Below are 21,262 nucleotides of genomic sequence, written 5' to 3'. Positions count from 1 at the left end.
CGGAGTCGTACGGTGATCACATCGGACACGGAGTCCGGTCGAGTCGACCTTCGGATCGCGACTCGTGACCCACAGGTCGACTCGTGACAACCGGGTGATTCACCCGGGTCGGGAGTGGGTTGTGACTGCACGAGCACCGTACGACCAGCGTCACGTCGTCGAGAGCACCGAGTCCGAAGCGGGAGTCGACCAGGCTCTTCGCACGTACGTCCTGGACACCTCCGTCCTGCTGAGCGATCCGCGAGCGTTCTTCCGCTTCGCCGAGAACTCCGTCGTGATCCCCGTCGTGGTGATCACCGAGCTGGAAGGGAAGCGTCACGACCCCGAGATCGGGTATTTCGCCCGCCAGGCCCTGCGTCACCTCGACGAACTCCGCATCGAGCACGGCCGCCTGGACTTCCCCGTCCCGGTCGGGACCGACGGCACGCTCCGCGTCGAGCTGAACAACACCGACCAGCAGGTGCTGCCCTCGGGGATGCGCACCGGCGGCAACGACAGCCGGATCCTCGCCGTCGCGATGAACCTCGCGCAGGACGGCGCCGAGGTCACCGTGGTGTCGAAGGACCTCCCGATGCGCGTGAAGGCGGCATCCCTCGGTCTGAGCACCGAGGAGTACCTCGCCGAGCAGGCGATGGACTCCGGGTGGACCGGGATCGCCTCGATCGACCTCTCGGGCGATGAGATCTCCGACCTCTACGAGACCGAAGTGGGCGTCAGCGAAACAGTGAAGGGGCTGCCGATCAACACCGGCCTCGTCATCCACTCCGAGCGCGGATCGGCGCTCGGCCGGGTGACCGGCAAGGGGGAGTACCGCCTGGTGCGCGGTGACCGCGACGCGTTCGGGTTGCACGGGCGCTCGGCCGAGCAGCGCATCGCGCTCGACCTGCTCCTCGACCCCGAGGTGGGGATCGTCTCGCTCGGCGGCCGGGCCGGCACCGGGAAGTCGGCGCTGGCGCTGTGCGCGGCGTTGGAGGCCGTGCTCGAACGTCAGCAGCAGAAGAAGATCATCGTCTTCCGCCCCCTCTTCGCCGTCGGCGGCCAGGAGCTCGGCTACCTCCCGGGCGACCAGGCCGAGAAGATGGGCCCCTGGGGGCAGGCGGTCTTCGACACGCTGGGTTCGGTCGTCTCGGGCAACGTGCTCGAAGAGGTGCTCGCTCGGGGTCTGCTCGAGGTGCTCCCGCTCACGCACATCCGCGGCCGGTCGCTGCACGACGCGTTCGTGATCGTCGACGAGGCGCAGTCGCTCGAGCGCAACGTGCTGCTCACCGTGCTGAGCCGCATCGGCCAGAACTCCCGCGTGGTGCTGACGCACGACGTGGGTCAGCGCGACAACCTGCGCGTCGGTCGGCACGACGGCGTCGCCTCGGTGATCGAGACGCTCAAGGGCCACGGTCTGTTCGGTCACGTCACCCTCACGCGGTCCGAGCGTTCGGCCATCGCCGCGCTCGTGACGGAGCTGCTGGAGGCCGGCGAGCTCTCGTAACGGTGAAGAGAGAGGGGCCGGGATGCCGTGGCATCCCGGCCCCTCTCTGTCTGTGCCGGAGTGGCTGAGGCGTTATTCGATCGGGGTGACCGGCGCCGGACGAGGCCGCGACGGAAGATGAGAGGGTTCTCATTCGGGGCTCGCCGGGTTCTCACAATGGCCCGTCAGAGTAGAGCCATCGACGAGGGAGACCTCGTCACCCGCCTCGGCGGTTCCCCCAGGAAAAACACGAGAACGTCACGTGCAGGTCACCGCTCTTCGGGTGAGTCGGAAGACCACCGTGGGCGTCTCCCCAAACCCCCGGTTCCCCCGCCGGGGGTTTTCGGGTTTTCTACGTCATTCCCAGCGATAGCCCGCGCCGCGCACGGTGACGATATGGGATTGGCCGATCTTGGCCCGCAGATATCGCACGTAGACATCGACCACGTTGGACGACGGGTCGAAGTCCATCCCCCACACGCGGCTGAGCAGCTGCTCGCGGCTGAGGACCTGACCCGCGTGGCGGATGAACTCCTCGGCCAGCGAGAACTCGCGCGCGCTCAGGTCGATCTCGCGACTGCCGACCGTCGCCCGCCGCGCGAGGACATCGAGCGAGACGTCTCCGTGCGCGACCGTCATCGGTCCCACGGTCATCGGTTCGCGCATGCGTGACCGTACGCGGGCGAGGAGCTCATCGAACTTGAAGGGTTTGGCGACGTAGTCGTTGGCCCCGGCGTCGAGCCCGTCGACGGTGTCCCTCGTGCTCGTGCGGGCCGTGAGCATGATGACCGGGATCTGCGACCCCTGGCCGCGAATGCTCCGCAGCACCTCGAAGCCGTCGAGCGTGGGCAGCCCGACGTCGAGGAGGACGAGGTCGACGTCGCCCGACAGTGCGGTGTCGAGGGCCTCCGCCCCGTCGGCGACGATGAGGGTCTGATAGCCCGCGGACTCCAGTCCCTTCGCGACGAACGCCGAGATGCGTTCCTCGTCTTCCGCGATGAGGATGCGAGTCATCCGGTGGCCTCTCTCTGCATGACGACGTCACCGGCGCGCACGGGCGTCGGGAGCTCCGCGGGGGACTGGGCCCCGGTCACGGGGATGTGCAGGCCCACGGTCGCGCCACCGCCGGGAGTGTCGCCGACGGTGCAGTGTCCGTCGTGCGCCTTGGCGATGGCATCCACGATCGACAGCCCCAGCCCCGATCCGTCCACTCCGCGCCCGGTCGAGAGCCGGTCGAAGCGGCGGAAGACGCGATGACGTGCGGCGGGCGGGATGCCGGGGCCGTGGTCGCGCACCCAGAGGTGCGCCGTCGTGTCGTCGGCCGTGCTGCCGATCTCGATCGAGGTGCCCTCGGGGGTGTATTTCGCGGCGTTGTCGGCTAGCTGCAGCCATGCCTGGACGAGGCGGTCCGCGTCGCCGTGGATGCGGACGCGAGCCCGCTGGTCGATCGTCCACGTGTGGCCGGGGATGGCGCCGGCGAGTTCGGCGACGCGGTCGGTGAGCGCCCCGACGTCGATGACCGCGGCCTCGAGCGCCCCGCTCTCGACGTCGGCCAGAGTGTCGATGTCGTCGACCAGTCGCGAGAGCCGGTCGAGTTCGGCGATGCCGAGCTCACGCGTCTCGGTGACGTCGTGGGGGTCGGCGGGATTCATCATCTCGAGGTGGCCGCGGACGATCGTGATGGGGGTCTTCAGCTCGTGCCGGACGTCGTCGAGCAACTGCCGCTGCGCGTCGACCGACATCGCCAGGCGATCGAGCATCGAGTTCACCGAGGTGGTGAGGTCGGAGATCTCGTCGTTCCCGTGCGCGCGCAGGCGCGTGCCCAGGTCGTCGATCGTGATGGCGTCGGTGGTGTCGCGCAGACGCCGGAGCGGCGAGAACAGGCGTCCCGTCACGAACCAGCCGGCGACCCCGACGAGCAGCAGCACCACGAGCGCCGAGATCCCGTAGGTGACGGTCGAGAGCGTGACGAGCTCCATGCGCTGATCGATCGAGATGACCTGCACGACGACTCCGCCGCGCGTCTCGACGGCCGCGTACAGGACGGGGCCGTGATCGCTGTCGAGGCGGCCCCGGTCGTTGCCGAGGCTGATCTGATCGGCGAGGGATGCCACGAGCCCCGCGTCGTCGCCGACGGAGAGTCCCGGCGGGGCGGGCGTCGTCGCGAGCACGCGGGTGCCGTCGAGCGCCACCGTGCCATCGGTGCGGCCGGGGATGGTCGCGGCGACGAGGGCGGCGGCATCCTGGCTGCTCGTCGACAGCGTCGAGACGAAACCGTCGAGCTGGCGCTCGGCATTGGCCACGACACGTTCGCTCTGCACGAGGAACGTGACGCCGCCCGCGATGATCATCCCGAGCAGCACGACGCCGAGGATCGCGCCGAGGAAACGCACGCGCGTCGAGACGGGTCTCGGCGTGCGGCTCATCCTCTGATTATGGCGCGCCTCGGCGTCGTGGATGTGCGGGTGCGGTCGATCAGCCCGGGTGGGTCATCGACAGCAGGTCGAGCTTGGCATCGAGCACCTCTTCGGTGATCTCTCCGCGTTCGACGTAGCCGAGGTCGATGACCGCCTCGCGCACCGTGATGCCCTTGGCGACGGAGTGCTTCGCGATCTTGGCCGCAGCCTCGTAACCGATGACCTTGTTGAGCGGCGTGACGATCGAGGGCGACATGCCGGCGAACGCTTCGGCGCGCGCGACGTTGGCCTCGAGGCCGTCGATGGTCTTGTCGGCCAGCACCCGCATCGCGTTGGAGAGCAGGCGGATCGACTCCAGCAGAGCGGTGCCCATCACGGGGATCGCGACGTTGAGCTCGAACGAGCCCGAGGCGCCGGCCCAGGCGACGGTGGCGTCGTTGCCGATCACGCGGGCGCACACCATGAGCGTGGCCTCGGGGACGACCGGGTTGACCTTGCCGGGCATGATCGAGGACCCGGGCTGCAGGTCGGGGATGTGCAGCTCGCCGAGGCCGGTGTTGGGGCCCGATCCCATCCAGCGGATGTCGTTGTTGATCTTGGTGAGCGAGACCGCGATGGTGCGGAGGGCTCCGGATGCCTCGACGAGGCCGTCGCGGTTGGCCTGCGCCTCGAAGTGGTCCTTCGCCTCGGTGATGGGCAGCTGGGTCTCGGCCGCGAGCAGCTCGATGACCTTCTGCGGGAAGCCGAGGGGGGTGTTGATGCCGGTGCCGACGGCCGTGCCGCCGAGGGGCACCTCGCCGACGCGGGGGAGGACGGCCTCGACGCGCTCGATGCCGAGGCGCATCTGGCGCGCGTAGCCGCCGAACTCCTGACCGAGGGTGACGGGCGTGGCGTCCATGAGGTGGGTGCGGCCCGACTTCACGATGCCCTTCCAGGCGTCGGCCTTGGTCTCGAGCGCCGTCGCGAGGTGCTGGAGCGCCGGGATGAGGTCGGTGATGAGGGCCTGGGTCACCGCGATGTGCACCGAGGTGGGGAAGACGTCGTTCGAGGACTGCGAGGCGTTGACGTGGTCGTTGGGGTGAACCGTGTCGCCGAGGATGCGGGTCGCGAGGGTCGCGAGCACCTCGTTCATGTTCATGTTCGACGAGGTGCCGCTGCCGGTCTGGTAGGTGTCGACTGGGAAGTGCGCATCGTGCGCGCCCGTGACGACCTCGTCGGCGGCCTGGGCGATGGCATCCGCGATGCCCCCGTCGAGGGTGCCGAGCTCTTTGTTGGCGAGGGCGGCGGCCTTCTTGATGCGCGCGAGCGCCGCGATCTGCGTCGACTCGAGGCCCGAGCCCGAGATGGGGAAGTTCTCGACGGCGCGCTGCGTCTGCGCGGCGTAGAGGGCGTCCTTGGGGACCCGCACCTCACCCATGGTGTCGTGTTCGATGCGGTACTCGATGTCGGTCACGTCGTCGTTCCTCCAGGTCGTTCGTTCGGTTGTCAGATGCGGGCGTCTTCGACGCGGGGGTCGTCGACGCGCGGGTCGTCGACATCGCCCACGATGACGACGGGGAAGGCCTCGCCCTCGTCGAGGCGGTAGTTCGCGCCGACCACGGCGACGCGGCCCTCGGCCACGGCCTCGCTGATCAGCTCGGAGGCGCGCAGCAGCTCGCCCACGGTGTGGCGCAGATGTTCGCGGCCCACGAGCTCGGGGTCGACGACGTCGGGCAGCTGGCCGTCCACGGCCGAGGCGCGCTGAACGCGGCGGACGGCGGGCACGATCGGGGCGATCTGGCGCCAGATGTACGCGGGGAGGGTCGGGGCGTCGACGCCCGTGCTCTCGATCGCTGCGCCGACCGCTCCGCAGGCGTCGTGCGCGAGCACCACGATGAGGGGGACCTCCAGCACGCCCACGGCGTACTCGAGGCTGCCGATGACCGAGTCCGAGATGACCTGGCCGGCGTTGCGGACGACGAACAGATCGCCGAGGCCCTCGTCGAAGATGATCTCGGCGGCGAGGCGCGAGTCCGAGCATCCGAAGAGCGCCGCGGTCGGGTGCTGCGAGCTCGCGAGCTCGGTGCGACGTTCCACGTCTTGACGCGGGTGCGCGGGTGCGCCGGAGACGAAACGCTCGTTGCCCTCCACCATCTGCTGCCAGACCTGACGGGGGCTCATGCGCTCGCTCACGGGACCTCTCTCAACTGCTCGATCTGCGATGTGACGGAGGCGGCCGCGAGGGCCGCGGTCTCGGGGGCGGCATCGCCGTAGACGAGCACGTAGTCGGGCCCGGCCGGGGTGGCGAGGGCGTAATCGACGTTGCCCGTACCCGAGGGGTTCGAGGGGCGGTAGACGTTCCACGTGATGCCGTCGATCTCGGTCGTCTCGGTGCTGCGCGTGCCGTCGAGAACCTGACCGACCCAGGCCTCGTCGGCGTCGAGACCCTGAGCGACGCGGAGGAACCCGCTTTCGCCCGATCGCACGTAGACCATGGTCCACGCCTCGGTGCCGCCGACGCCCTCGGTGCTGGCCTGGTTGACCCGCCATCCCTCGCCGAGAGACGGCGAGAGCACCGGCCGACCGAGATCGCGCTGCATGTCGGCCGCGAGGGCGGGCACGTCGATCTCGGGGCGGGGGGCGGGCTCGCCGCGGGGGACGGCCGCCACGACGACCAGGACGACCGCGACCGTCACGAGCAGGGCCGCGATGAGGTTGCGAAACGTCTTGCTCGAGCGGTACCGACGCGAGGACTCGGCTTTGCGGTCGGCGGTTTCTTGCGGGGTCTCGGGTCGGCCGAGATGCGCGACGACGCGAGCCATCAGTCGTCTCCCTCGCCGCGGGCGGCGTCGAGGCGGCGCTTGGCCCCGAGCAGCCACTCCTCGCAGCGGGCGTAGAGCTTCTCGCCGCGCTCCCAGAGCGCGAGGGACTCTTCGAGGGTCGGGGCGCCCTGCTCGAGTTCGGCGACCACGCGCACGAGTTCGTCGCGGGCCTGTTCGAACGACAGAGTGGCGACGTCGACGGCGGGGCCGGGGGTCGTCGCGGTCATGGCATCCATTCTAGGCGCGCCCCACCGACACCCCGTCGCCGGGTGCCTCGTCGTCGAGCGGACGATCGACGGATGCCGCGGAGCCGGCCAGGTCGGCCGAGGAAGCGCCGTGTGCGACGGCGTCTGGCACGGCGCCGTCCGAACGGGCGGCCACGGTTCCCTGCTCGACCGTGAGCCGCAGGGCGGTTCCGGCCGGGGCGTGGGCGGCGTCGCGCAGCACCGAGCCGTCGGGGAGCTGGGCGATGGCGTACCCCCGGGCGAGAGTGGCGAGCGGCGAGAGGGCGCGGAGCCCTGCCCCGAGCTCGCTGGTGCGCCGACGCTCTCCTTCGATGCGGCGATCGACGATGTCGCGCCCCCGGTTCGAGAGCATCCACAGCTCCTGCGCGCGGGAGGTGAGCAGGGAGTGCGGGTTGCGCAGAGCGGGACGCGAGCGGATCTGTTCGAGCTGCGCGATGTCGTGGAGGACGCGCTGGGTGAGACGTCCGGTCAGTCGGGCGCGCAACTGCGAGACGAGGGCCCGCTGCTCGCTGACGTCGGGGACCACGCGCTTGGCGGCGTCGGTGGGCGTCGAGGCGCGCACGTCGGCGACCTCGTCGAGGAGCGGTCGGTCGTTCTCGTGCCCGATCGCGCTGACGATCGGAGTGGATGCCGCGGCCACCGCACGCAGCAGGCGCTCGTCGCTGAAGCCGAGGAGCGTCTGCGGATCCCCGCCGCCGCGTGCGATCACGATCACGTCGACCTCGGGGTCGGCATCGAGGATCCTCAGGGCCGCGAGCGTTTCGGGAACGCACCGGTCGCCCTGGACGGCGGCGTGCTGTGTGCGAAAACGGACGCGGGGCCAACGCAGTTCGGCGTTGCGGTGCACGTCCTTCTCGGCATCCGAGTTCTCGCCCGTGATGAGACCGATGCAGTGGGGGAGGAAGGGCAGCTTCTTCTTGCGGACGGGGTCGAACAACCCCTCCGAACGCAGCTGCACGCGCAGGCGCTCGAGGCGCTCGAGCTGTTCGCCCAAGCCCACGTGTCGCATCGCCGAGATCGCGAACGAGAAGTCTCCGGTGCGCGGGAAGTAGTCGGCCTTCACGCACGCGACGACGTGGTCGCCGACCTTGAGGTCTTTGGGCAACCGGTTGAGCGTGCTCGACCAGATGCGGAAGGCCACCGTCGACTCGGTGCCGAGGTCCTTCAGTCGCCCGAAGACGTTGCCGCCGCGGCGGTTGAACGAGGTGATCTCACCCTCGACCCAGACCGATCCCCAGCGCTCGATGAAACCCCGGATCGTGTCGTTGAGCCGCGACACCGAGGTGGGCGCATCGGTGGAGGAGTCGCGGGGGTGCACGCTGTCGGCGGGCGGGGCGTGACCTGCGACGGTCTCGGGCTGGAAAGAGGTCATGTCACTCGCTGGGATGCACGCCGTCGGCGGGGGCCGCGAGAGCCGGACGTCTCTCGGGAGGGAAGGTCCCATGCTATCCGGCCGGGTCGCGCCGGGGAGGTTCGGCCGTCGTCCAGGGGCGCCCCCGTAGAATCGAGGGGTGAGCTCACCTGCCGTGCACCTGCCCGTTCCCCGCATCCCGGGTCGACGCGGGCGGCTTCAGGACGTCCCCGTCCAGGGCAAGAAGAAGGTGTTGCTCGCGGCACCCCGCGGCTACTGCGCCGGTGTCGACCGTGCGGTCATCGCCGTCGAGAAGGCCCTGGAGCGCTACGGCGCCCCCGTGTACGTGCGCAAGCAGATCGTGCACAACATCCACGTCGTGACCGAGCTCGAGAAGAAGGGTGCGATCTTCGTCGAAGAGGTCGACGAGGTCCCCGCCGGCTCCCACGTCGTCTTCAGCGCGCACGGTGTCTCGCCGGCCGTCGTGTCCGCGGCATCCGATCGGGGTCTGCAGGCCATCGACGCCACGTGCCCCCTCGTGACGAAGGTGCACCGCGAGGCCGTGCGCTTCGCCCGTGACGACTTCGAGATCCTGCTGATCGGCCACGAGGGCCACGAAGAGGTCGAGGGCACCGCCGGAGAAGCCCCCGAACACGTCACCGTCGTGAACTCTCCCGACCACGCCGACACCATCGAGGTGCGCGACCCGTCGAAGGTCGTGTGGCTCTCGCAGACCACGCTCTCGGTCGACGAGACGATGGAGACCGTGCGGCGTCTGCGCGAGCGCTTCCCCGAGCTGCAGGATCCGCCCTCCGACGACATCTGCTACGCCACCCAGAACCGCCAGGTCGCGATCAAGAAGGTCGCCGTCGGCGCCGACCTCGTGATCGTCGTGGGTTCGGCGAACAGCTCCAACAGCGTGCGCCTGGTCGAGGTCGCCCTCGAGCACGGCGCGAAGGCCGCCTACCGCGTCGACTACGTCGACGAGGTGAAGCAGGAGTGGCTCGAGGGGGTCGAGACCGTCGGCGTCACCAGCGGCGCCTCGGTGCCCGAGGTGCTCGTGACCGAGGTCCTCGAAGAGCTCGCCGGCGCCGGCTACCGCGACGTCGAAGAGGTGCGCACCGCCGAGGAAGACCTGATCTTCTCGCTCCCCAAGGAGCTACGACAGGATGCCAGCGGCAAGCGCGACGAGCGCGCGCTGGGCGGCCGGGGCCGCGCGTGAGCGACGTCGACCCGCGCACCCCGTCCGCGGCGGACGAGGCTCGTCCCCGCCCGCAGTACGGCGAGTACGCCACCCCCGAGGAGCAGCGGGCGCGCATCCGCCGTCCGGAGGTGACCGAGGCCCTCGAGGCGGGCGTGGCCCCGCAGCCGGAGCATGCCCCCGAACCCCGCGCCGCGGCGAAGCCCGGGCCCATGCCCGCCCCCACCACCCGCGGCGGCCAGGTCGACCGGATCGTGACGTTCGGTCTGTTGATCTACGGGCTGTTCTCCGTCGTCACCACGATCATCCAGCTGCTCAATTTCCCCGAGTACGCGAACAACTTCGCGCGGGTCTTCCAGGTCGACGCGAGGTTCACCAACCTGACCGCCGGGTACCTCTGGGGTGCGGCGGCCGCGGCCGTCACCGGGATCGGGTGGCTTCTGACCGCCATGTTCACCTGGCGGTCCATGAGGCGCGGGCGTATTTCGTTCTGGATCCCGATCGTCGGCGCGCTGGTCTCGACGGTCATCGCGGCCGTCCTGTCGCTCATCGGCATGGCGAGTGACCCGCAGTTCCTGACGGCCGTCATGGGCACCGTCTCGAACTGAACCGAACCCCACGGCATCCCGTGTTCCTAGAAGAAGAGGGAGAGGGGATGCCGCTGTGCGAGACGACCACGCGCAACTGACCGCGCTGTACGACGCGCACGCGACCCCCGTCTGGCGTTACGTCGTGAGCCTCACCGGCGATCACGCGGGCGCCGACGACGTCGTGCAGGAGACGCTGCTGCGCGCGTGGCGTACGCCACGCGTCATGAGCGACGACCCGGCCTCCCTGCGCTCGTGGATGTACACCGTGGCCCGCAACATCGTCATCGACGAGGCGCGGAGCGCGCGGCGCCGGCACGAGCAGCCCGTCGACGAACTCCCCGAGACCGTCCGCGACGACACCGACGCGATGTTCGACGCGCTTCTGGTCGAGGAGGCGCTCGCCACCCTCACACCCGATCACCGCGCCGTCATCGTCAGCGCCTACTACGGCGGACGCAGCGTCGCACAGACGGCAGACGAGCTCGGCATCCCGACGGGCACCGTCAAATCGCGACTGCATTACGCGGTGCGGGCATTGCGGCTCGCGCTGCAGGAAAGGGGGGTGACCCGATGAACGACGATCACGAACGTCTGTCGATGTCGGACGGCGCCTACGTGCTCGGAGCGCTGTGCGCCTCCGACCGCGCCGAATTCGAAGCGCACCTGGCGGTGTGCGCCATCTGTCGCGCCTCCGTCGCAGAATTGGCTCCGACCGCGGGACTCCTCTCGCGACTGTCGCCCGAACGCGCCCGAGCGCTCAGCGCGACGACGGGCCCCATTCCGCTCGCCTCGCCCGATCCGTCATTGCGCGGACGCGTGGTCGAGGTCGCGCGGCGTCGCCGGAAGCGGCGCATCACCGCGTGGACGCTCGCGGCATCCATCGCCCTGGTGGCGGTCGCGGTGCCGAGCGTGTTCGCCGTGAACAGTGCGATGCAGCAGTCGGCGGGTACCGTCTACGCCCTCGACGACGTCGCCGGTGCACCCCTCGAGGCCTCGGTGAAGCTCACTTCCGCGCCGTGGGGGACCCGCATCGACCTCGTGTGCCAGTACACCGGTCAGGTGCTCGACGCCCCGCCCGGGGGCTGGCCCTACGCTCTCGCCATCACCGACGACTCGGGGACGACGAGCGTGCTCTCGACCTGGCGCGCCGACCCGGGCTCGACCACCGAACTGAGCGCGGGGACCGACCTCTCGGCCTCGAACATCGGCGCGGTCGAGATCCGCTCTCTGGACGGCGACACGGTCGTGATGCGGCGCGAGTTCGACTGAGGGCCGCGTCCGCGCGCCGCCGCCACACGCTCTAGCATCGACGCATGCCTCGACTCGTCGCCGTCTGCGTCGTTCACAGCCTGCGCCCGGATTCCGGGTCGATCGGGGTGACGGCGATCGACAAGCGTCCGCTCGAGGGGAAGGTCCGCGTCGGCAAGCTCGGCCTCCGCTCCGACGTGCAAGCGAGCCGCAAACACCACGGCGGGCCGGAAAAGGCCGTCTACGCGTACGCCCAGGACGACGCCGACTTCTGGGAGGGCGAGCTCGATCGGGAGCTGCGCCCGGGATGGTTCGGCGAGAACCTCCGCGTCGAGGGACTCGACGTCAACGGAGCGCGGATCGGCGAGGTCTGGCGCATCGGCGACACCGTCGAGCTCGAGGTCACGATGCCCCGAACGCCCTGTGCGACGTTCGCCCGGTGGGTCGGTGGGTCGGCAGCGCGTGGCTGGGTCAAGCGCTTCTCGGACGAGGGGCGCCTCGGCGCCTACCTGCGTGTCCGTCGCGCCGGAGAGATCCGAGCGGGGGATGCCATCGAGGTGCTCTCGTCGCCCCACGGAGCGCCCACGGTGCTCGAGGTGTACCGCAGCTGAGGCGCGTCCGGCCCCGGTCGGCGCACCCGCGCTCGGCTGTGCGATCGCGCGGGGCGTCCTGCCTCGCCGGTGGCGCGAGACGGCAATTCGCTGACTCGTCCGTTGCAGGCTGACACCCGGTTGTCAGCGAGATGCCGTCTCGGCGTGCAGGAGGGGCGCGTGCGGGGGATGCCGGGACAGCGGCGGGGGCCGGGGCACGGCAACCGGAAACGACGAACGCCCCGGCGGGAGAGCCGGGGCGTTCGCGGGATGACGAGGTGTCAGCTCTTCGAGTGGCCGAACGAGCCGAGCTGCTTCGTGGCCTCGACCACGCGGACGGCCATCGCCGACTCGGCGACCTTGCCCCAGGCGCGGGGGTCGTACTGCTTCTTGTTGCCGACCTCGCCGTCGAGCTTGAGCACGCCCTCGTAGTTCGAGAACATGTAGCCCGCGATCGAGCGCGTGAAGGCGTACTGGGTGTCGGTGTCGATGTTCATCTTCACGACGCCGTTGGCGACGGCGAGGGCGATCTCGTCGTCGGTCGAGCCGCTGCCGCCGTGGAAGACGAGGTCGAGGGGCTTGGGGCCGGTGCCGAACTTCGCGGCGATGCCCTCCTGGATCTCGCCGAGCAGCTCGGGGCGGAGCTTGACGCCACCGGGCTTGTACACGCCGTGCACGTTGCCGAAGGTCAGGGCCGAGATGTAGCGGCCGTTCTCGCCGAGGCCGAGGCGCTCGACGGCCTTGGTCACGTCGGCGACCGTCGTGTACAGGGCCTCGTTCGAGCCCTCGTGCTGGACGCCGTCCTCTTCGCCGCCGACCACGCCGACCTCGATCTCGAGGATGGCGTTGATGTTCTTCATGCGGGGGAGGAGCTCCGCCGCGATGTCGATGTTCTCGTCGAGGGGAACGGCCGAGCCGTCCCACATGTGCGACTGGAAGATCGGGTTGCGACCGGCCTTGACCTCTTCTTCGGAGGCCTCGAGCAGCGGAAGGACGAAGCCGGGCAGGGCGTCCTTGGGGCAGTGGTCGGTGTGCAGGGCGACCGTGATCGGGTAGTTCTTCGCGACCTCGGTCACGTACTTGGCGAAGGCGAGGGCGCCGGTGGCGCGGGCCTTGACCGTGTGACCGGCGAAGTAGTCGGCACCACCGGTGGTGACCTGGAGGATGCCGTCGGAGCCGGCCTCGGTCAGGCCCTGGAGCACCGAGTTGATGGTCTGCGAGCTCGAGACGTTGATCGCGGGATACGCGAAGCCGCCGGCCTTCGCGCGGTCCAGCATGTCGGCGTACTGCTCAGGGGAAGCGACGGGCATGGAGGTGCTCCTTGGTGTTGTCGGGACACCGTCACTCTAGCGAAGCCGCCGGATCGTGACGGTGCGGGCGCGGCAGGAACCGGGCGGTTCTGCTGATCCGTTAAGAACGGCGATTCCTTCGTTGCACGTCCGGTCAAAACCCGCGATTGTCACCGGATCGCTGGATACAGTGGCCCCATGGTGAGCCTGACTGCCGACATGAGCCCTTTGCACCCCGACCGGAACCTGGCGCTCGAGCTGGTGAGGGCGACCGAAGCGGCATCTATCCGCGCCGTCCCCTTCATCGGCCGCGGCGACAAGGAAGCCGCCGACGGCGCAGCCGTCGACGCGATGCGTGCGTTCTTCAGCACCGTCAACTTCGACGGCACGATCGTCATCGGCGAGGGCGAGAAGGACAACGCCCCCATGCTCTACAACGGAGAGCGCGTCGGAAGCGGCCGCGGGCCCCAGTGCGACGTCGCGGTCGACCCGATCGACGGCACCTCGCTCACGGCCGCGGGCCGCCAGAACGCCCTGTCGGTCATCGCCGTGTCCGACCAGGGCACGATGCTCGACGCGTCCAGCGTCTTCTACATGGACAAGCTCGTCACCGGGCCCGCCGGTGTCGGTGTCGTCGACATCCGCCTCCCCATCGCCGAGAACATCCGCTTGCTGGCCAAGGCCCTCGGCAAGCCCGTCGACGAGATCGTCGTGTCGGTGCTGAATCGTCCGCGTCACGAGAAGCTCATCGCCAAGATCCGCGAGGCGGGGGCGGGCACGCGCCTCATGAGCGACGGCGACGTCGCCGGCGGCATCAACGCCGCCCGCCACAACGCCCGCACCGACATGTGCGTCGGCATCGGCGGCAGCCCCGAGGGCATCGTCACCGCGTGCGCGATCAAGGCGCTGGGTGGTCACATCCAGGGCGTGCTCGCCCCGCGGACCGACGACGAGAAGGAGAAGGGTCGGGATGCCGGCCTCGACGTCGACGGCCAGGTCTATGAAGCCGATGGTCTGGTGAAGGGCAAGAACACGATCTTCGTCGCCACGGGCGTGACCGACGGCCAGCTCGTGCAGGGAGTCCGCCGCGATGGCGACTTCATCTACACCGAGAGCGTCGTGCTGCGCGGCGCCTCGGGAACGCTCCGCCGCATCTCGTCCGAGCACCTGACGTCGAAGTGGCTGTGACGCCGCGGCGCTGAATTCGTCGTTTCCTGAGACAGCATCTCGCGGACGGAGCGGTCGCCCGGGGCAGCCGTGGCATCAGCGGGGTGCTGTTTCGGCGTTCGGCGAGAGGCGCACGGTCGTCGCCTCGACGTGCAGATACAGCCGGGCGTGTCGTGACGCAAGCGTGACCGGTAACGGAAGCCCTGTCTGGCAGACTCTCTAGGAGTGTCAACGGCGACGCTGTGTTCTTCCGAGACCCGAAGGGGGATCGTCCATGGCAGCAGCTCCGACGAATCAGACCGCACCTCAGACAGGTGCACAGGCGGTCATCGCCAGCGCGGTCGACCCTGCGCGCCGCCCCGACGTGCTGTTGCGCGTCCGGCGCGACGAGGGTCACGAGGTCAGCGCGTGGTGGATGGTCGGCGCGTTCGTCGCCGTCTCCGCGGCCGTGGTGAGCCTGCTGAGCTGGGTTCCCGGCGGGGCCTGAACCTTCTCGTCTTTCGGAAGCCGGCCTCCCGGACGGCGGCTCCCGCATTCTCGGCCCTCGTGCCCGGCTCGATGCCGGTAAGGGTTCGAGCATCGCGCGTGTCGGGCCTTGCGCTCACGACTCCGTGTCGGCCAGTCCCGCTCGCTGGCGGATGACACCCAGGTCGGCCCTCGCGGCCGCCTCGGCCGTCTCGACCGGTGACGGGGTGGCTTCGCCGGCGCCATCGAGGTTCTCGATCATCTCCGGCGCGGTCCATCGGCGGGGAGTCGCCTCGATCGCGACGGGAGCGGCGACCGCATCGAGCTTGGTCTCGTCGATGCCGGGGAACTTCCGCGCCGTGACGAGCACACGTGTCTCGAGCGATCCGGCGAACCGGTTGTAACTGTCGACCGTTTTCTCGATCGCGCGGCGCAGGTCGTTCGCGTGCTCGGCGAGTTTGCCGACGCGCTCGTAGAGCTCTGTGCCCAGGGCGAAGAGCGTGCGCGCCTCGTCGGAGACGTCTTGCTGGGTCCACGTGAACGCGACGGTCTTGAGCACCGCCCAGAGGTTGACGGGCGAAGCGAGGGCGACGCGGCGCGTGAACGCGTAGTCGAGCAGCGTCGGGTCTTCGTCGAGGGCCGAGGCCAGCAGTGACTCGCTCGGCAGGAAGCACACGACGAACTCGGGGCTCGTGGTGAGCCCCGCCCAGTACGCCTTCTTTGCGAGGGCGTCGACGTGGGCGCGCACCGCGCGGGCGTGCTTGGTCAGGAATGCGGCGCGGCGGGCTCCGTCGTCGCCGTGCGCCGTGACGGGGATCGCGCTGGCCTGCAGATACGCATCGAGGGGGACCTTGGCATCCACCGCCAAAGACTTGCCGCCGGGGAGGCGCACCACCATGTCGGGGCGACCGGCTCCGGCGTCGCTCGAGATCGCCGTCTGCAGGTCGAAATCGACGTAGCGCGTGAGGCCGGCGGCTTCGACGACCCGGCGGAGCTGCGTCTCGCCCCAGACGCCGCGCGTGGTTCCGGAGCGCATCGCGGAGGCGAGCGACTCGGTCGTCACGCGGAGTGCCTCGTCGGCCTCGCGGGACAGGCGCAGCTGCTCGCCGAGCGCGGTGTACTGCTCGACCCGGTCGCGTTCGAGGCCGTCGACCTTGCGCTGCATCGCATCGAGCGTCTCGCGCACCGGGTCGAGGGCGCGAAGGACGGTCTGCTCGCGACGCTCGCGTTCTTCGCGGGCTGCCTGATCCGCGCGCGACTGCCCCACGAGCTCGCGGTACAGGGCGACCTGGTGGTCGAGCTGCGCCTGCACGCCCGCCCGCGCGGTCTCGGCGGCGGCGACGCGGGCGCCGAGGGTTTGCTGCTCTTCAGCGGCGCGGGCCGCGGTCCGCGAAGAACCCACGAACCACCCGCCGACGACGCCCACGACGAGAGCGAGGATCACGAAGACGAGAGCGATGGCATCCATGGGGTCAGCTTGCACCAGACCTCCGACATCGCCGGAAAGACGGGCCGAGAGGCGTCAGGCGACGGCGCGCTCGACCGGCTCCGCCGCGATCTGCGATACACGGACGCCCAGGTGCGCGGCGAGGGCGTGCACGTCGTCGGCGCCGGCGCGGCGGGCGCAGTCGATCGTGATCTCGGCGCAGGCGACGGCGTCGGCCAGGGCATCGTGGTGGGCGAACGGGGAGCAGCCGGCTTCCTCGGCGACGAGCGGGAGCCGGTAGGAGTCGAGCGTGTAGGTCTTGCGCGACATCTGCACGCTGCACATGTAGCGGTAGGGCGGGCACTCGTCGCCGGTCGCCGCGCACGCCCGGCGCAGCACCGACATGTCGAAACCGGCGTTGTGCGCGACCAGGACGTCGGCTCCCGCGAAGGCGGTGAGGCGCTCGAGTTGCGTCGTCCAATCGGGCGCGTTCACGACATCGGAGGGGTGGATGCCGTGGATCCCGACGTTGATCGGGGCGAAGTGGTCGTGGCCCGGCGGTGGCTTGATGAGCCAGGCGGCCGTGGCGACCACGCGGCCGTTCCGGACGCGGGCCAGACCCACCGCGCACGCGGACGCGCCGCTGGAGTTCGCCGTTTCGAAGTCGATCGCGGTGAAGTCCAGAGCCACGACTCCACCCTCACCCGCGCTCCCGTGGGGGCGAAGAGGCGCGCCGGGGTCGGCGGCATCCGGTCTGCCGATTCGCTCCGGCGGCGGTCGCTGGAACGTTCCGCAGAAAGATGCGTGCCGGCGAGGACCGAGGGGTGGGGTGGGCGTCGTCGCCCGACATCGACCGCAACTCCTGCGGCGCGACCGCGGGCGCTCTCGCGGTGGTCGAGGAGGTGCGGCGGATGCGATGTCGGAGGGGCGGCGTAGGGTCGGGGCATGACCGATCGCGAGAAGTCGACCTCGTTCGGGCAGGCGGCCTCCGCCTACGAATCCGGGCGGCCCGGGTATCCCGCCGAGGCCGTGGCGTGGCTGCTCGAACCCGTGCGCGAGGCCGGCCGCGCGCTGCGCGTCGCTGACGTCGGGGCGGGGACGGGCAAGCTCACTCGCGCGGTCGCCGAGCTCGGCGCCGACGTGGTGGCCGTGGATCCGGATGCCGCCATGCTCGCGACCCTGCGCGAGAACGCGCGGGGCGTGCCCACGTTCGTCGGCACGGCCGAGCATCTGCCCCTGCCCGATTCCGGTCTGGACGCCGTCGTCATGGGCCAGGCCTGGCACTGGGTCGACGTCGAGCCGGCGTCGCGAGAGACCGCTCGCGTGCTGCGCAGCGGGGGAGTACTCGGGCTCATCTGGAACATCCGTGACGACCGCGTCGACTGGGTGCGGCGGCTCACCGCGGCCATGGGCGGGTCGAACGCCGAGGTCCTCCTCGCCACGACCGGTCCGCGCGTCGCCGAGCCCTACGGCGAGCTCGAGCACCGTGAATGGTCGTGGGAGAGGCGCATCACCCTGCCGCAACTGCGCGACCTCGTCGTCTCGCGCAGCGACATCATCACGGCCAGCCCCGAGAAGCGCGCGGGCATCGAGGCCGCGGTCGACGGGGTCGTGGCATCCGTCCCCGAACTCGCCGACGGAGGCTCCGTCGCCCTGCCGTACGTCACCCACGCCTTCCGCGCACGGCGACCGTGACGCGGTGACCGGGCTCCGAGCCGGGTAACCTGGACTCCCGTGGCTCTTACCATCGGAATCGTCGGCCTTCCCAACGTCGGAAAGTCGACCCTCTTCAACGCTCTGACCAAGAACTCGGTGCTCGCGGCGAACTACCCGTTCGCCACCATCGAGCCCAACGTCGGGGTCGTGAACCTTCCCGATGTGCGCCTGCAGAAGCTCGCCGACGTGTTCGGCAGCGAGCGGCTCATGCCCGCTGCGGTGTCGTTCGTCGACATCGCCGGAATCGTCCGCGGCGCGAGCGAGGGCGAGGGCCTCGGCAACCAGTTCCTCGCGAACATCCGGGAAGCGGATGCCATCGCGCAGGTCGTCCGCGGATTCGCCGACGACGACGTCGTCCACGTCGACGGTTCGGTCAACCCAGCGAACGACATGGAGACCATCAACGCCGAGCTCCAGCTCGCCGACCTCCAGACGCTCGAGAAGGCGATCACCCGGTACGAGAAAGAGGTCAAGGGCAAGAAGCTCGACCCCTCGGTGCTCGAGGCCGCCAAGGCCGCGCAGGACGCCCTCCAGCGTGGCGTGCTGCTGTCGGCATCCGGAATCGACCTCTCGCCGATCCGCGAACTGGGGCTGCTGACCGCGAAGCCGTTCATCTTCGTCTTCAACGTCGACGAGGCCGTGCTCACCGACCCGTCGCGCAAGGACGAACTCGCCGCTCTGGTCGCCCCTGCGAAGGCCGTCTTCCTCGACGCCAAGATCGAGTCGGAGCTCATCGACCTCGACCCCGAGGACGCCGCCGAACTGCTCGCGTCGACCGGCCAGGACGAGTCGGGTCTCGACCAGCTCGCCCGCATCGGGTTCGACACGCTGGGCCTGCAGACCTACCTCACCGCCGGCCCCAAGGAAGCGCGCGCCTGGACGATTCCGCAGGGCGCGAAGGCGCCGCAGGCGGCCGGTGTCATCCACACTGACTTCGAGAAGGGCTTCATCAAGGCCGAGGTCATCTCGTTCGACGACCTCGTCGAGCTCGGCTCGGTCGCCGAGGCCCGCGCGAAGGGCAAGGCTCGCCTCGAGGGCAAGGATTACGTCATGCAGGACGGCGACGTGGTGGAGTTCCGCTTCAACAACTGAGCGCACGGCGCGCGGCCCCGGCCGCGCGGTGGGGGCGTGAGCGTCTCCCGGACGGACGGTGACTCCGTATACAGTGGGGCTCGCTTCGGGGGGGAGATGTTTGATGACCGTTCAGGTCGGGGAATTCGTGTCGCGAGAGCGCGGCGATCTGTCTGCGCAGTCCGCTGAGACGGACGGTAACGCGAACCGCTCTCGGAGGGGCGCGCGATGAGTTCCGACACGTCTGTCGTCGCGCGCTACGACGAAGAAAAGCGTGCGGCGGTCGAACGGACTCTGCGAAAGGCCGTGCGCGCGCAGGGCATCGCGGCGATCGCTCTGGCGGTCGTGTGGGGATTTGTCACGCTGCTGCCGATTGCGGTCGTGGCCGCGGACGGACAGGTGACCGCGGCACTCGTGCTCGCGGTGACGCTCGTGGTCCCTCTGGCAATCGGCGCGTTGGGGGTGCGTCAGATCAGGCGGCGGCCGCGTATGCCCGAGATCGCGGTCGCGATCACCCCGACGAGCGTGCAGTTTCCCGCCCTCGAACGACCGTCTGCTTCTGCTCCCCGGGTGCGTGCTGAGCAGTGGGTCCGCGAAGGCGCGACCGCCGAGATCCGCCCGGCATCCGGTCTGTTGCAGGCGCCCCTCGTCGTCTTCACTCGGCAGGACGGCGGCAAGCTCCGGCGCCGCACGGTCTCCGCCGAGAACCTGGATATCGATCCGCGGATCCTCGTCGATGCGCTCGGCGGGACGGCTTCCGCGTAGCGGGTGTTTCGCGGGGCTGCGGAGAGGGTGTGCGAAATCGCGGCGGCCACTGCGGCGAGTGATGGCAGGTGCTGCGAGCGGCGTGCGCTGCTTCTCGGAACGGCTCATATACCCGCCGAACGGGACCCTGCACGCAGCGACTGGGCGCCCGAAGAACGCTCGGTCTGGCGGCGCACTAGCCTTGCGCACATGATCAGGCACAACCGTGCGTCGCTGTGCGTGTACAGCGACAAGTACAGCGTGGCGCAAATCACCGAGATGCTCGGATTGGAGCCGGAACGCTCGGGAGACATCGGTGACCCGACGCCGTCCGGGCGCGCCGGTCGGAACCTCACGCCGCCTTACGCGAGGTATCAGCGCACGTTCTGGTGCCTGCACGAAGACGCGGACGACACGGACGCCGAGGATCAGACCGGCTTCTCCGCTGTGCGGAAGGTGGTCGATCGGGTGCTTCCCGTCGCCCACAAGCTCGCCGACCTTCGAAACGACGGAGAGACGATCATCTGGTGGTCGGGCGACTCCGACAGCACGCAGGGAGGCTTCGTCCTAGAAGCGGACCTTCTCGCGAAGATCAGTGTCCTCGGATGCCATCTCTACGGCACCACGTTCCTCGGCGAGGAAGGGTCGGCCACGTGACCACCCCCGAGCACACGCGCATCGACGATCTCGCCGCCTTCGCCGCGGCCAACGGCTGGACGTCCCAGCCGACCGCCGAGCCTCCCGCGCTCTCGGGTGACATGTGGGAGTACGCCACGGCGGGCAACGTCCAGGACCGCATCGCCGGCGCGGACTGGGAGGCCGGCCGGATCGTCGGCGGGGCGAGAAAGGCCGAAAACGTTCGCCAGAACGGCATCGTCACCATTCGGACGAGCGTGTCGGTCAACGTGCCGGTGAGGAGCATCAACCTCGGCTACCTGGCGATCCGACTGCCCCGGCACCTGCCGCACTTCGTGCTCGATGCGCGGAGCAACGACGGCATCCTGTCATCGCTCCAGCACCGACCGCAGCGGAGGCAGCGACTCTCTCTCGAGGGCGACTTCGACGCGCACTTCCACCTCTTCGCGCCGAAGGGCTACGAGCGCGATGCGCTCTACGTCTTCGCGCCCGATCTCATGGCGCTGCTGATCGACGAGACGGGCGACCTCGACGTCGAGGTGCGTGACGACATGCTGATCGTGTACCGGCCCGGCGGGTTCGACCTCCACGATCCCGCGGTCTGGGAGCGCTTCGCGCGCATCCGGGCCACGGTGGGCGCGAAGGCGTGGACCCAGACCGACGGGTACAGCGACGATCGGGCAGCGCCGGGGCTGTCCGCATCCGTCGGTCCGGAGGGGCGCCGACTGAAGCGCAGTCTGCCGCGATGGGTGTGGATCGGGATCGGAATCGCCGCCGCTGCCCTGCTCGTTCCGGTGGGGGTGCTGATCACGGTGTTCAGCGTGGCGAACCCCCTCTGACGCG

At 69.8% G+C, this 21,262-nt stretch carries 23 protein-coding genes; 13 read left to right on the top strand and 10 right to left on the bottom strand.

What is annotated here, in order from left to right; genetic code table 11:
- Window positions 1-121: 121 nt before the first annotated feature.
- Complete coding sequence (locus tag AB6V31_RS08535; protein ID WP_056230019.1) at window positions 122-1,483, top strand: PhoH family protein; 1,362 nt, start codon at window positions 122-124, stop codon at window positions 1,481-1,483.
- Window positions 1,484-1,819: 336 nt separating this feature from the next.
- On the opposite strand, the gene AB6V31_RS08530 is transcribed toward AB6V31_RS08535, so the two are convergent.
- The 7 genes from AB6V31_RS08530 to xseA are packed head-to-tail and all read right to left on the bottom strand — an operon-like array spanning window position 1,820 to window position 8,297.
- The gene (locus tag AB6V31_RS08530) at window positions 1,820-2,476 is read right to left on the bottom strand and encodes a response regulator transcription factor (RefSeq protein ID WP_056230022.1); all 657 of its coding nucleotides are present in this window, start codon (window positions 2,474-2,476) and stop codon (window positions 1,820-1,822) included.
- On the bottom strand, window positions 2,473-3,888 hold the full coding sequence (locus AB6V31_RS08525; protein WP_369365052.1) for an ATP-binding protein: 1,416 nt from the start codon (window positions 3,886-3,888) through the stop codon (window positions 2,473-2,475). The genes AB6V31_RS08530 and AB6V31_RS08525 overlap by 4 nt, the downstream gene beginning before the upstream one ends.
- Before the next feature lie 49 nt (window positions 3,889-3,937).
- A complete protein-coding gene (locus tag AB6V31_RS08520; RefSeq protein WP_144785506.1) occupies window positions 3,938-5,332 on the bottom strand; it encodes a class II fumarate hydratase in 1,395 nt (464 codons plus the stop codon).
- A gap of 32 nt (window positions 5,333-5,364) precedes the next feature.
- A complete protein-coding gene (locus AB6V31_RS08515; protein ID WP_143017995.1) occupies window positions 5,365-6,039 on the bottom strand; it encodes a carbonic anhydrase in 675 nt (224 codons plus the stop codon).
- 8 nt (window positions 6,040-6,047) lie between these two features.
- Window positions 6,048-6,680 (bottom strand): DUF4245 family protein, encoded by a 633-nt coding sequence (locus AB6V31_RS08510; protein WP_056230037.1) that lies wholly within the window; start codon window positions 6,678-6,680, stop codon window positions 6,048-6,050.
- Window positions 6,680-6,907 carry an exodeoxyribonuclease VII small subunit gene (locus AB6V31_RS08505; protein WP_174799685.1) on the bottom strand — a complete coding sequence of 76 codons (228 nt, stop codon included), beginning with the start codon at window positions 6,905-6,907 and terminating at the stop codon, window positions 6,680-6,682. The genes AB6V31_RS08510 and AB6V31_RS08505 overlap by 1 nt, the downstream gene beginning before the upstream one ends.
- Window positions 6,908-6,917: 10 nt before the next feature.
- On the bottom strand, window positions 6,918-8,297 hold the full coding sequence (gene xseA / locus AB6V31_RS08500; RefSeq protein ID WP_082450580.1) for an exodeoxyribonuclease VII large subunit: 1,380 nt from the start codon (window positions 8,295-8,297) through the stop codon (window positions 6,918-6,920).
- 139 nt (window positions 8,298-8,436) lie between these two features.
- Here xseA and AB6V31_RS08495 point away from each other — a divergent pair, with 139 nt between their 5' ends.
- From AB6V31_RS08495 to AB6V31_RS08475, 5 genes are read left to right on the top strand one after another with little or no spacing between them, the layout of a single operon-like run.
- Complete coding sequence (locus tag AB6V31_RS08495) at window positions 8,437-9,498, top strand: 4-hydroxy-3-methylbut-2-enyl diphosphate reductase (RefSeq protein WP_176786405.1); 1,062 nt, start codon at window positions 8,437-8,439, stop codon at window positions 9,496-9,498.
- Entirely contained in the window at window positions 9,495-10,085 is a 591-nt protein-coding gene (locus AB6V31_RS08490; RefSeq protein WP_369365048.1) for a DUF6264 family protein, read from the top strand. Before AB6V31_RS08495 ends, AB6V31_RS08490 begins: the two co-directional genes overlap by 4 nt.
- A gap of 55 nt (window positions 10,086-10,140) precedes the next feature.
- Window positions 10,141-10,641 carry a sigma-70 family RNA polymerase sigma factor gene (locus AB6V31_RS08485; protein WP_369365046.1) on the top strand — a complete coding sequence of 167 codons (501 nt, stop codon included), beginning with the start codon at window positions 10,141-10,143 and terminating at the stop codon, window positions 10,639-10,641.
- Window positions 10,638-11,336: an anti-sigma factor gene (locus tag AB6V31_RS08480; RefSeq protein ID WP_056230053.1), complete on the top strand. Its 699-nt coding sequence runs from the start codon at window positions 10,638-10,640 to the stop codon at window positions 11,334-11,336. The genes AB6V31_RS08485 and AB6V31_RS08480 overlap by 4 nt, the downstream gene beginning before the upstream one ends.
- A gap of 44 nt (window positions 11,337-11,380) precedes the next feature.
- Window positions 11,381-11,926, top strand: a complete 546-nt coding sequence (locus AB6V31_RS08475) for an MOSC domain-containing protein (protein ID WP_268104249.1) — start codon at window positions 11,381-11,383, stop codon at window positions 11,924-11,926.
- 260 nt (window positions 11,927-12,186) lie between these two features.
- On the opposite strand, the gene fbaA is transcribed toward AB6V31_RS08475, so the two are convergent.
- Complete coding sequence (fbaA, locus tag AB6V31_RS08470; RefSeq protein WP_056230060.1) at window positions 12,187-13,215, bottom strand: class II fructose-bisphosphate aldolase; 1,029 nt, start codon at window positions 13,213-13,215, stop codon at window positions 12,187-12,189.
- A 177-nt stretch (window positions 13,216-13,392) separates the two neighbouring features.
- Between fbaA and glpX the strand changes: the two genes are divergently transcribed.
- Both glpX and AB6V31_RS08460 read left to right on the top strand, forming a co-directional pair.
- Window positions 13,393-14,382 carry a class II fructose-bisphosphatase gene (gene glpX, locus AB6V31_RS08465; protein ID WP_369365045.1) on the top strand — a complete coding sequence of 330 codons (990 nt, stop codon included), beginning with the start codon at window positions 13,393-13,395 and terminating at the stop codon, window positions 14,380-14,382.
- A 253-nt stretch (window positions 14,383-14,635) separates the two neighbouring features.
- Complete coding sequence (locus tag AB6V31_RS08460) at window positions 14,636-14,848, top strand: hypothetical protein (RefSeq protein ID WP_056230066.1); 213 nt, start codon at window positions 14,636-14,638, stop codon at window positions 14,846-14,848.
- Between the two features lie 114 nt (window positions 14,849-14,962).
- Here AB6V31_RS08460 and AB6V31_RS08455 read toward each other — a convergent pair whose 3' ends face one another.
- Together AB6V31_RS08455 and AB6V31_RS08450 are read right to left on the bottom strand one after the other, a co-directional pair.
- On the bottom strand, window positions 14,963-16,294 hold the full coding sequence (locus AB6V31_RS08455; protein ID WP_369365043.1) for a DNA recombination protein RmuC: 1,332 nt from the start codon (window positions 16,292-16,294) through the stop codon (window positions 14,963-14,965).
- A 54-nt stretch (window positions 16,295-16,348) separates the two neighbouring features.
- Window positions 16,349-16,942 (bottom strand): 3'-5' exonuclease, encoded by a 594-nt coding sequence (locus tag AB6V31_RS08450; RefSeq protein ID WP_056230072.1) that lies wholly within the window; start codon window positions 16,940-16,942, stop codon window positions 16,349-16,351.
- Window positions 16,943-17,197: 255 nt separating this feature from the next.
- On the opposite strand from AB6V31_RS08450, the gene AB6V31_RS08445 reads away from it, so the two are divergent.
- The 5 genes from AB6V31_RS08445 (at window position 17,198) to AB6V31_RS08425 (ending at window position 21,258) form a co-directional block, all read left to right on the top strand.
- Complete coding sequence (locus AB6V31_RS08445; protein WP_369365041.1) at window positions 17,198-17,947, top strand: class I SAM-dependent methyltransferase; 750 nt, start codon at window positions 17,198-17,200, stop codon at window positions 17,945-17,947.
- Between the two features lie 39 nt (window positions 17,948-17,986).
- Window positions 17,987-19,060: a redox-regulated ATPase YchF gene (gene ychF, locus AB6V31_RS08440; RefSeq protein WP_056230077.1), complete on the top strand. Its 1,074-nt coding sequence runs from the start codon at window positions 17,987-17,989 to the stop codon at window positions 19,058-19,060.
- Window positions 19,061-19,267: 207 nt separating this feature from the next.
- Complete coding sequence (locus AB6V31_RS08435; protein WP_369365039.1) at window positions 19,268-19,804, top strand: hypothetical protein; 537 nt, start codon at window positions 19,268-19,270, stop codon at window positions 19,802-19,804.
- Window positions 19,805-19,993: 189 nt separating this feature from the next.
- Complete coding sequence (locus tag AB6V31_RS08430) at window positions 19,994-20,440, top strand: DUF4279 domain-containing protein (protein ID WP_369365037.1); 447 nt, start codon at window positions 19,994-19,996, stop codon at window positions 20,438-20,440.
- The gene (locus AB6V31_RS08425; RefSeq protein ID WP_369365036.1) at window positions 20,437-21,258 is read left to right on the top strand and encodes a hypothetical protein; all 822 of its coding nucleotides are present in this window, start codon (window positions 20,437-20,439) and stop codon (window positions 21,256-21,258) included. Before AB6V31_RS08430 ends, AB6V31_RS08425 begins: the two co-directional genes overlap by 4 nt.
- The last annotated feature ends 4 nt before the right edge of the window (window positions 21,259-21,262 follow it).

Source organism: Microbacterium sp. 16-032, assembly GCF_041079455.1.
Taxonomy (GTDB): Bacteria; Actinomycetota; Actinomycetes; order Actinomycetales; family Microbacteriaceae; genus Microbacterium; species Microbacterium testaceum_A.
This window is presented reverse-complemented; position numbering and strand designations above follow the sequence as displayed.